Here is a 7,505-nt window from a genome sequence, read left to right on the forward strand (position 1 = left end):
ACCGTGTGGGGGGCGTTCTACGCCCTCCACTTCACATCATATGAGGATGCGCGCTTCAAAGCTTGCTTTGCCCAAAAAACGTAGCAGCGTTGGATTTTACAGGATGTAAAATCCAACAGCGGTCCCCCAACCGTGTGCCTCGCCTGGGGTTCGCGCCTTGCCCGACGACTAGCGCCGAACGTTGGTATTGATGCGTTCGAGGAACGCCACGAACGCCGCGCGATCTCGGGTTGAAAATCCTGTCAGTGCACGCTCGGCCTCATCGCTGAACAGGCGAGCGACCTCGGCTTTCTTATTCGTTCCAAGGGGCGTGAGCCGAATGCGTATGGAACGCGCGTCGGTCCCGTGCGCTTCGCGTTGTACCAAACCGTCGCGCACCATTCGCTGCACGGTTCGGGTGACGGTCGGCATCTCGACGTCGAGCCGATCGGCGAGTTCGCGCGGCGTCGACCCGTCGTGATCCCACAGGACGCGCAGCACTTGATACTGCCCCAGCCGCAAGCCGTGACTTTGCAGAATGCGGTCGAGCCGTGCGCGTAAGCCACGAACGGCGCTCCCGAAAACGGCAAAGAAGTCTTGGCTCATCGTACGAGCGGCAGAATATTGCTTGGCGTGAGGGGATAAAAGGCCATCACGATCACGACGACCGCGCAGATCACCGCGCTCGCCCACGCGAGGGGCACCGCCGGGCTGGCGTCGTGCGGGTGCGCGTGCTCGTCGCGAGCGTACATCGCGCGCACGATCTTCGCATAAGCGTAGAGCGAGATCGCCGTGCCGACGATCAGCACGCCTCCGAGCCATGCGTAGCCGTTGCTCACGCTGCTCGAAAGGATCAAGATCTTTCCGAGGAAACCGGCGGTCGGCGGTAAGCCGGCCATCGCGATCAGGAACACGCTCATCAACGCGGCTGCCAACGGGCGTCGCTTGGCCAGGCCGCGATAGTTGGCGAGCCGCGAGCCTTCTTCGCCATCGCCCGACAGCGTCGCGGCGATCGCAAATGCACCGAGATTCATGACCGCATACGCCACGAGGTAGTAGATGGCGTAGCGCAATCCGAGCGCGGAGCCACCCGCTAGCGCGGTGAGGATATAGCCGACCTGCGCGATACCGGAGAACGCGATCAAGCGTTTGAGATCGTGTTGCGCGAGCATCCCGACGTTGCCGGCGATCATCGAAATCGCAGCGATCACCCAGATCGGCAGCAACAACTTTTCGGCGATCGTGCTGGGAACCGCCGCATAGATGAAGCGCGCCAATACGGCCAGCGTTCCCGCTTTGGTGGCAACGCTCATGAACGCCGTGACCGGTAAGGGAGCGCCTTCGTATACGTCGGGTGCCCAAGTGTGGAAGGGGACCAAGCTGAGTTTGAATGCGATGCCGACGAAGAATAGGCCCGAGCCGACCCAATAGAGCGGCGAAGCCGCGAGCGCCGGAGCGACCAAGGCGGCGAGTTGCACGCTGCCGCTCGCGCCGAAGAGCAGCGCCATGCCGTAGAGCATGAACCCCGATGCGGTCGAACTGAGAATCAGGTACTTGAGTGCGGCTTCGCGCGCGGTCGGCCGGTCGGAGAGGCCGCACAGGCAGTAGAGCGCGAGCGAGAGCAACTCCAGACCGAGAAAAATCGTCATTAGGCTGGCAGCTCCGGCCATGAGCATCGCGCCGCACGCCGACCAGAGCATCAGCGCCACACCGGCGGCGACGCGCGTTTCCTTGCCGATCGCCGCGAAGAGGACGAGCGAACCCAGCACCGCTATGAGGACGATCTCCTGAAAGACGGTGCTGAAGCCGCCTTGCACGAACGCGCCGCCGAAGGCTGCGTAATTGACGCCGTACCCCCGCGCGCAGACGAACGCCGCCACCAGCGTCCCCGCGATACCGATCGCGATCGAGGCATTACGCGGCGCGTGGTCGCGCGCCGCCAAATCGACCAGCAGAACGACCAGCGCGGTGACGGCGACGATGCCCAGCGGGGCGAGCGCGACCCAATCCGCACCGCTCACCATGTTCGTCATCGTGCCCCTCCTAACGTGGTTGCGACCGCGCTATACGCCGCGGTATCGAAGGTTGTTAACGCATGCGGATTGACGCCGACGAAGACGAGCGCCAGCACCAGCGGAGCAAGGGCGAGCCCTTCGAGCCAACTCAAATCGCGGCGAACCGGAAGATCTTCGCGTTCGGGGCCGTTCATCACGCCCTGGAAGAGCCGCAGCATATACGCAGCCGCTAAGACGATCGGGACCAGCGCGAGAATCGTCGGCCAAAGATATCCCGCCGAGAAGACGCCCGTCAAGATGACGATCTCGCCCGCGAAGCCTGCCAGGCCCGGGAGCCCGAGCGCCGCCAGGATCGCGATGCAGAGCGCGCCGGCCAAGCGCGGATTGGCTTTTCCGATGCCGCCGAGTCGCAAGAGCGAGCGCGTCTCTTCGCGCTCTTCGACGAACCCGATAATCAGAAAGAGCGCTGCCGAGAAGAGCCCGTGGGCGATGATGTAGATCAGCGCTCCGCGCAACGCCATCGCGTTGAACGAAGCGATCGCCACCACGATCAAGCCTAAATGCGAGAGCGACGAATATGCAACGATGCGCTTGACATCGGTCTGCATCAACGCCGCGAACGCACCGTACAGCAGCGAAATTACGCCCAGCACGATAAGGATGCCGGCGTAGGCTTTGAGGTAATCCGGCATGAACGCCATGCAGATTGCGATGAAGCCGTAGAGGCCCGCCTTCGATTGCACCGCGCTTACGACGGCGACCATCGGAGCGGGCGTATCGGCGTACGTCAAGGGCATCCAGGTATGCAGCGGCCAGACCGGCGTCTTCACCAAAAATGCCACGGTGAATCCGGCGAAGATCCACGGCACCCAGGCCCCGACGAGGTGCGCGCTCGCGCCGATCACGTCGGTCGATCCGTTAAGGACGCCGAATGCGGCCGTTGCCAACAGCAAGGCAAGTCCACCGGCAAAATTATAGATGAAATACCGCCACGCCGTCGCCCGATGCTCGCCCCAACCGATCAGTCCGAAGAACACCGGCAGAAGCATCAAGTCCCAGAAGAGCGCGAACACGAGCAAATCGCGGGCGAGAAAGAGGCCCAGCATCGTGCCTTCGAGCATGAGCAGCAACGCGATAAAGTCGCGCTGCCGCGGAAGATTGGTCGCGAGCACCGCACATACCGTGCATACGGCCAAGAGGGCGGCGATCCAAAACGAGATATCGGTGGTGCCGAAATGAAATGCTGCGACGAACGGCCGCGAGAGCCAACGCACGCTCCACTCTTGATTGCGGGTGACGATGAGCAGCACCAGGCTCAGCGTCGCAACCGCGGCGCCGAACAGTTTAGCAACCACGGGATTCTCGCGTGGAAGTACGTAGCAGATCGCTCCCGCAAGCAGCGGCAGCACGATGGTGAGCAGCACCAACCAGTCGCCCATTAGTGCGTCCCTCCAACCAGCGCGTAGTAGGCAATGAAACACGCGGCTCCCACCACGATGATGAACGCGTACGCGCGCACCAGTCCGGTCTGGAACGATCGTGTCAACGCTCCGAGCCATCCGGCAGAAATCGCGGTCTCGCGTACGGCGCCGTCGATCACGTGTGGATCGACGTAGCGCGAGAAAAACGTGCCGAGCGCCTCGGAGCCGCGCACGAAGATTAGGTCGAGTGCCGCATCGAAATAGAAGGCGTTGCGCAGGAGCGCGGGCATGCGAACCGATTCGTCACGCAGGCGGGCCACCGCACCGGCGCGCGCGGCGACCGTCCCGTAGCGAACGTATGCGATGGCGGCTCCGAGGAGCACGACGAGCAGCGCCACGATGCCGGTCACGCCTTCGCTAATGGCCGGGGCCGGAAGCGAGCTCGGGACGAACTCCGCAGCGAAGAAATGCGCCCATGGGGAGTTGTCGCCGCCGAACATCAACCATCCGGCGAAGACCGTGGGAACGATGAGGATCGCCACCGGTACGTTCATGATCCACGCCGGAGCGTGGCCGTGAGATGCATGCGCATCGTGAACGTCCGGCGTTCCCGCGAGTTCGGGGTGACGGATGCCCAGGTCCGACGGATCGACGTTGCCGCGATATTCACCCAAGAACGTCACGAACAGCAATCGGCACATGTAGTAGGCGGTGATGCCGGCCGTAACGATGCCTACGGCGTAGAGCCACGGGTGGCCGTGTTGCAGGGTGCCGTAGATCACTTGATCCTTGCTAAAAAATCCGGAAAACGGCGGAATGCCGCAGATCGCGAGAACGCCGGTCAACATCGCCACGAACGCAAACGGCAGCTTCTTCACCAAGCCCCCCATGCGCCGTACGTCCTGTTCGTTCGCCAGCGCGTGAATGATAAGGCCCGCGCCCAGGAAGAGCTGCGCTTTGAAAAACGCATGCGTGAAAAAGTGCGCGACGCCGCCTTCGTAAGCGCCCACGCCGACGCCCATGATCATGTAACCGATCTGCGACATCGTCGAGTAGGCGAGAATGCGTTTGATATCCCATTGCGCGCATCCCAAAACCGCACCGACGATCGCGGTAACGCCGCCGACCGTCCCGACCAGAAGCTGCGCGTCGCTGTTATGGCTCCACAGGGGCGCACAGCGCGCGATCAAATAGACGCCGGCGGTAACCATGGTGGCCGCGTGGATCAGTGCCGAAACGGGCGTGGGGCCCTCCATCGCATCGGGCAACCACGTGTGCAGCGGAATCTGCGCCGATTTGGCAGCGGCACCGATAAAGAGACACAAGCAAATCGCGAACAAGGTTGTCGAGCTGAACGAGCCCGCGGCGGCAAACGCATCCCCGAACCCGATCGAATGAACGTTCGCGACGATCAGAAAGATCGCCAACATGATGCCGACGTCACCGACCACGTTGATGACGAATGCCTTGCGCGCCGCGGCAACGGCGGCCGGCTTGAAAAACCAGAACCCGATCAAGAAATACGATGCGAGGCCGACCAGCCCCCAGCCTACCAGCAAACCGATAAAGTTGTCGGAGAGCACCAGCGTGAGCATCGCAAATACGAAGAAGTTCATGTACGCGAAGAAGCGCGCGAAGGCCCCGTCGCCGTCCATGTAGCCGATCGAATAGACGTGGATGAGGCAGCCGACGCCGGTGATGATCAGCGCCCACAGCAGCGAGAGCGGATCGAGCAAGAGGCCGAAATGAAAGCCGGCGAACCACGAGCCCAACGCCTGATGCGCCCCGACCGCTCCGCCCGAGCTTTGAGTGCCCGCGCCCCACGAGAGCGCCGTCAGGACGAACGATGCGCCGACGATGCCCGAGCCGAACCATCCGGCCACGCGCCGCATCTGCGGGCCGAACGCCCAGAGTACCAGCGCGCCCAATAACGGTAAGAGCCATAGCGCCAAGAGATACGGGTAACTCCCGTCAACGCCCATGATATGCCGAATCATTCGTGTGCCGTTACCCCTTGAGCATCGCTACGTCGTCCACGTCGACGTGCTTGGCGGTTCGAAACACCGCTACCACGATCGCCAGGCCAATCGCGGCCTCGGCTGCGGCAACGGTGATTACGAGAAAAGCGAAGATATGGCCCGCGTTGTTCATCCAGGCTCGCGCGAACGCCATGAACAGCAGGTTCGCGGCGTTGAACATCAGTTCGATCGACATCAGCATCACGAGCGGGTTGCGCCGGACGATGACGCCGACGACGCCCATGAAGAAGAGCACCGCGGAGAGCGCGATGTAATTACCCAAGGCAACCGGCAGTAACGACGACGTCACCGCTCGCCTCCGCGTACGATCGCCTCGCGCATATTCTTGCGTACGGCGCGCGCCTGTTTTTCGGTCGCCGCATACGGCGTCGAATCGCCGGCCAGCGTCACGACGCCGATCACCGCGACCATTAGGATGAGCGCGGTGATTTCGAAGGGCAGCAGGTACGTCGTAAAGAGCGCCTTGCCGAAATCGTCGACGCTGCCGAATACGCCGGCCGTTCCGACCGGGCCGGCCGCAGCCGCCGTCAGCGCGCCGGAGGTCGCCGTCACCGACGAGCGTCCCACCGCGTAGATCGCGAACCCTAGCCCGGCCAACGCGACGACGATCGCCGGTGCGGCAATCTTCGGCAACCGATTGATACCGGTCGCGAACGGCGCGACGCCACTCGAGAGCAAGGCGATGACGAAGAGAAAGAGCACCAGGATCGCGCCGGAGTACACGATGATCTGCATCACCGCCAAAAACTCGCCGGAGAGCGTGAGATACATCGCCGCGAGCGCAACGAAGTGCGCCAGCAATCCCACCACGCTGTAGACCGGCTTCTTTGCGGTAATCGTCCACATCGCGCTGGCGATCAAGATGACGCCCAAAACCCAGAAGGCGATCATGGCGCGAGCCCCTTTCGCTGCGTTTTGAGCGTCTCGCCACGATTCGTGGCGGAGTAACCTTGGGCAATGTCCATCGTCGATTTGACCTCCGTGACGCGACCGAGATCGGACGGGATGCCGTTGGGCCGCTCGTCGGGCGCCTGCCCGATGCCCGCCTCGGGCGGTACCAGCAAGCGATCTTTAGCGTAGATGAAAGAACCGCGGCGGTAATCGGCCATCTCGAAACGCGGGGTCAGGACGATCGCGTCGGTCGGGCACGCTTCTTCGCACATCCCACAGAAGATGCAACGCAGTTCGTCGATTTCGTAACGTGCCGCGTGACGCTCCCCGGGCGAGGTTCGGTCCTGGGGCGTATTCTCGGCACCGATCACCGTGATCGCATTTGCCGGGCACGCGCTCGAGCACAGTTCGCAGCCGATGCAGCGCTCCTTGCCGTCCGCATAGCGGCGCAGTTCGTGCAAGCCATGGAAACGCGGCGCGTGTTGCTTCTTGATCGACGGGTATTCGATCGTCGGCTTCTTCTTGAACATGAACGAGAACGTGATCGAGAGCCCCTTGAGGATCGCGCCGACGTTATAGAGGTTTTTTCTCATGGTTACCCTTTGAACGCGACGTAGATTGCCGTCGCGATAACGTTGAGCGTAGCGACCGGAAGCAGTACCTTCCACCCGAACGCCATCAGACGATCGTAGCGCATGCGAGGGAGCGTCGAACGCAACCAGATGTAGAAGAACATGAATGCCGCGACCTTGATTAGGAACCACACGATACCGGGGATCACGGTCAGCCCGAACGGGGCGTTCCAGCCGCCGAGGAACAGGAGCGTCGCGATACACGAAACGGTGAGCATGTTCACGTACTCGGCGATGAAGAACAGGCCGAACCGAAGGCCCGAGTATTCGGTATGAAAGCCGGCGACCAACTCGGTCTCGGCTTCGACTAAATCGAACGGCGCGCGATTGGTTTCGGCGACGGCGGTGATGACGTAGATGACGAATCCGACGCATTGCGTGATGAGGAACCACCAATGCAGTTGCGCGTTGACGATGCCGTCGAGCGACGTCGTCCCCGCGATGATCAACACGCCGACGAACGAGAGCGACATTGAAAGCTCGTAGCTGATCATCTGCGCCGTCGAGCGGACGCTGCCCAGCAGCGGA

8 protein-coding genes are annotated in these 7,505 nt (G+C 62.3%); all 8 read right to left on the reverse strand.

The features are described 5' to 3' along the window. Positions 1-168 precede the first annotated feature (168 nt). Entirely contained in the window at positions 169-585 is a 417-nt protein-coding gene (locus VMW12_04960) for a MarR family transcriptional regulator (protein ID HUZ49077.1), read from the reverse strand. Next, positions 582-2,012, reverse strand: coding sequence for an NADH-quinone oxidoreductase subunit N (locus tag VMW12_04965; GenBank protein ID HUZ49078.1), 1,431 nt, complete (start codon positions 2,010-2,012; stop codon positions 582-584). The genes VMW12_04960 and VMW12_04965 overlap by 4 nt, the downstream gene beginning before the upstream one ends. Beyond that, the gene (locus tag VMW12_04970) at positions 2,009-3,433 is read right to left on the reverse strand and encodes an NADH-quinone oxidoreductase subunit M (protein ID HUZ49079.1); all 1,425 of its coding nucleotides are present in this window, start codon (positions 3,431-3,433) and stop codon (positions 2,009-2,011) included. Before VMW12_04970 ends, VMW12_04965 begins: the two co-directional genes overlap by 4 nt. Then, positions 3,433-5,412, reverse strand: a complete 1,980-nt coding sequence (gene nuoL, locus VMW12_04975) for an NADH-quinone oxidoreductase subunit L (GenBank protein HUZ49080.1) — start codon at positions 5,410-5,412, stop codon at positions 3,433-3,435. Before nuoL ends, VMW12_04970 begins: the two co-directional genes overlap by 1 nt. A gap of 10 nt (positions 5,413-5,422) precedes the next feature. Beyond that, the gene (nuoK, locus tag VMW12_04980; GenBank protein ID HUZ49081.1) at positions 5,423-5,743 is read right to left on the reverse strand and encodes an NADH-quinone oxidoreductase subunit NuoK; all 321 of its coding nucleotides are present in this window, start codon (positions 5,741-5,743) and stop codon (positions 5,423-5,425) included. Continuing rightward, the gene (locus tag VMW12_04985) at positions 5,740-6,345 is read right to left on the reverse strand and encodes an NADH-quinone oxidoreductase subunit J (protein HUZ49082.1); all 606 of its coding nucleotides are present in this window, start codon (positions 6,343-6,345) and stop codon (positions 5,740-5,742) included. The genes nuoK and VMW12_04985 overlap by 4 nt, the downstream gene beginning before the upstream one ends. After that, positions 6,342-6,938 carry an NADH-quinone oxidoreductase subunit NuoI gene (gene nuoI / locus VMW12_04990; protein ID HUZ49083.1) on the reverse strand — a complete coding sequence of 199 codons (597 nt, stop codon included), beginning with the start codon at positions 6,936-6,938 and terminating at the stop codon, positions 6,342-6,344. The genes VMW12_04985 and nuoI overlap by 4 nt, the downstream gene beginning before the upstream one ends. A gap of 2 nt (positions 6,939-6,940) precedes the next feature. Then, positions 6,941-7,505, reverse strand: a 565-nt coding sequence (locus VMW12_04995; protein ID HUZ49084.1) for an NADH-quinone oxidoreductase subunit H, incomplete at its 5' end; no start/stop codon positions are given.

The sequence above is a fragment of the Candidatus Dormiibacterota bacterium genome, assembly GCA_035532835.1.
Lineage (GTDB): Bacteria > Vulcanimicrobiota > Vulcanimicrobiia > Vulcanimicrobiales > Vulcanimicrobiaceae > DAHUXY01.

Excerpts from the sequence above, each read along its gene's own strand:
- VMW12_04985 (HUZ49082.1), bottom strand. The coding sequence starts at position 6,345 with ATGATCGCCTTCTGGGTTTTGGGCGTCATCTTGATCGCCAGCGCGATG.
- VMW12_04960 (HUZ49077.1), bottom strand. The coding sequence starts at position 585 with ATGAGCCAAGACTTCTTTGCCGTTTTCGGGAGCGCCGTTCGTGGCTTA.
- VMW12_04970 (HUZ49079.1), bottom strand. The coding sequence starts at position 3,433 with ATGGGCGACTGGTTGGTGCTGCTCACCATCGTGCTGCCGCTGCTTGCG.
- nuoL (HUZ49080.1), bottom strand. The coding sequence starts at position 5,412 with ATGATTCGGCATATCATGGGCGTTGACGGGAGTTACCCGTATCTCTTG.
- nuoI (HUZ49083.1), bottom strand. The coding sequence starts at position 6,938 with ATGAGAAAAAACCTCTATAACGTCGGCGCGATCCTCAAGGGGCTCTCG.
- VMW12_04965 (HUZ49078.1), bottom strand. The coding sequence starts at position 2,012 with ATGACGAACATGGTGAGCGGTGCGGATTGGGTCGCGCTCGCCCCGCTG.